Below are 2,542 nucleotides of genomic sequence, written 5' to 3'. Positions count from 1 at the left end.
GGGGGGGGGGGGGGGATTTTTTTATCCCTCGCCTGATTACGTATTACTCAACCTTTTTCGTGATCGAGTTAAAGCTATTCGGTTTCTTTACTTCTATTTACTAAAAGTTTTACTAAAATCGACATTAATTCTTAACTACCTCTACCCTACAAACAACACAACCCCCTTCAGCGACCCTCTGAAGGACAATGTGTGGAGATGTGTTATGTCTGATACTAAACGTAATACCATCGGCAAGTTCGGCCTGTTATCGCTGACCTTTGCCGCCGTTTACAGTTTCAATAACGTCATCAACAACAATATCGAACTGGGGCTGGCGTCGGCGCCGATGTTCTTCCTCGCTACCCTGTTCTACTTCATTCCGTTTTGCCTGATTATCGCCGAGTTCGTGTCACTGAATAAAAACTCCGAGGCCGGGGTTTACGCCTGGGTGAAGAGTTCGCTCGGCGGCCGTTGGGCGTTTATCACCGCCTATACCTACTGGTTCGTAAACCTGTTTTTCTTCACCTCGCTGCTGCCGCGCGTGATCGCCTATGCCTCTTACGCCTTCCTCGGCTACGAATACATTCTGACGCCGTTTGCCACCACCGTGCTGAGCATGGCGCTGTTCGCTTTCTCCACCTGGATCTCCACCAACGGCGCGAAAATGCTGGGGCCTATCACCTCCGTTACCTCATCGCTGATGCTGCTGCTGACGCTCTCCTATATTTTGCTGGCCGGTACCGCGCTGGTGGGCGGCGTACAGCCAGCGGATCCGATCACCGTCGAGGCGATGATCCCTGACTTCAACTGGGCGTTCCTTGGTATTACCACGTGGATCTTTATGGCGGCGGGCGGCGCGGAATCGGTGGCGGTATACGTCAACGATGTGAAAGGTGGCTCGAAATCCTTTGTCAAAGTGATCATCCTCGCCGGGATCTTCATCGGCGTGCTTTACTCGATCTCCTCCGTGCTGATCAACGTCTTCGTCAGCAGTAAAGAGCTGAAGTTTACCGGCGGATCGGTGCAGGTGTTCCACGGCCTGGCGGCTTACTTTGGCCTGCCGGAAATTCTGATGAACCGCTTCGTCGGCCTCGTTTCGTTTACCGCGATGTTTGGCTCGCTGCTGATGTGGACCGCCACCCCGGTTAAAATTTTCTTCTCGGAAATCCCCTCCGGCATCTTTGGTAAGAAAACCGTCGAGCTCAATGAGAACGGCGTCCCGGCGCGCGCGGCCTGGATCCAGTATCTGATCGTTATTCCGCTGATGATTATCCCGACGCTGGGATCCAACACCGTGCAGGATCTGATGAACACCATCATCAACATGACCGCCGCCGCTTCCATGCTGCCGCCGCTGTTCATCATGCTGGCCTACCTCAACCTGCGCCGCAAACTCGACCATCTGCCGCGCGATTTCCGCATGGGCTCGCGTACCACCGGCATCGTGGTGGTATCCATGCTGATTGTGATTTTCGCCATCGGCTTCGTCGCCTCAACCTTCCCAACCGGCGGCAACATCCTGACCATTATTTTCTACAACGTCGGCGGGATCGTGATTTTCCTTGGCTTCGCGTGGTGGAAATACAGCAGATACGTCAAAGGATTAACCCAGGAACAACAACAAATAGAAGCGGCTCCGGCTTCCCATACCTCTTAAATACCTTAAAAAAATGAAAACTAACTCTTACTTATACGGGGCACTCGTTGCCCTGGCTTTTTGCGCCCCTGCGGCGGCCGCTGAGACTGTCCATCCGGCCGAGCACGACGATACCAAAACGCCGGAATTAACCACCACCTCCTATCGCTTTTACGGCGAATTGGGAGTTGGCGGATATATGGATTTAGAAGGCGAGGATAAACATAAATACAGCGATGGCACCTATATCGAGGGCGGGCTGGAGGTCAAAAACGGCCACTGGTTCGGGCTGATTTACGGCGAAGCCTGGACGGTACAGGCCGATAGCCAGGGCAATGCCTGGACGCCGGGCCACAGCTGGGGCGGCGTGGAAGGCGGCCTTAACCGCCTCTATGGCGGCTATAAAAACGATAACAACACCGAGATCATGCTCAGCCTGCGCCAGGACTCGTCGCTGGACGACCTGCAGTGGTGGGGCGACTTTACCCCCGATCTGGGTTACGTGATCCCCAATACCCGCGACATCATGTACGCGCTGAAGGTACAAAACCGCAGCGGCGATTTCCGCTATAGCGTCACCGCCACGCCGGCCGGGCATCACGATGAAAGCAAGGCCTGGCTGCACTTCGGCAAATATGACCGCTATGACGATAAGTACACCTATCCGGCGATGATCAACGGCTACGTACAGTACGACATCGTCAAAGACGTCACCTGGATGAACGGCCTTGAAGTGACCGACGGCACCGGGCAGCTATTCCTGACCGGCGTTCTGTCGCCCAATCTGGCCTTCCGCGCCTGGCACCATACCGGCCGCGCCAAAGGGCTGGATGTCCCCGGCAGCGAAACCGGCTTTATGGCCAGCGCCATGTATGAAGCATTAAGCGGGCTCTACTTCTCCACCGCATACAGCTACGCCAAACA

2 protein-coding genes are annotated in these 2,542 nt (G+C 54.9%); both read left to right on the top strand.

The window, feature by feature from the left end; translation table 11 throughout:
• Nucleotides 1-205: 205 nt before the first annotated feature.
• Complete coding sequence (locus tag HMPREF9538_RS13325; protein WP_020317094.1) at nt 206-1,639, top strand: amino acid permease; 1,434 nt, start codon at nt 206-208, stop codon at nt 1,637-1,639.
• 13 nt (nt 1,640-1,652) lie between these two features.
• The coding region (gene ygjJ, locus HMPREF9538_RS13330; protein WP_009485169.1) for a protein YgjJ at nt 1,653-2,542 on the top strand (890 nt) is incomplete at its 3' end.

Source organism: Klebsiella sp. MS 92-3 (assembly GCF_000195655.1).
GTDB lineage: Bacteria > Pseudomonadota > Gammaproteobacteria > Enterobacterales > Enterobacteriaceae > Klebsiella > Klebsiella pneumoniae.
Note: the sequence above shows the minus strand (reverse complement) of the source record. Positions and strands in the feature narration are given on the sequence as shown.

What these genes read in the sequence shown, in the direction of transcription:
- HMPREF9538_RS13325 (WP_020317094.1), top strand. Translation starts at nt 206, where the DNA reads ATGTCTGATACTAAACGTAATACCATCGGCAAGTTCGGCCTGTTATCG.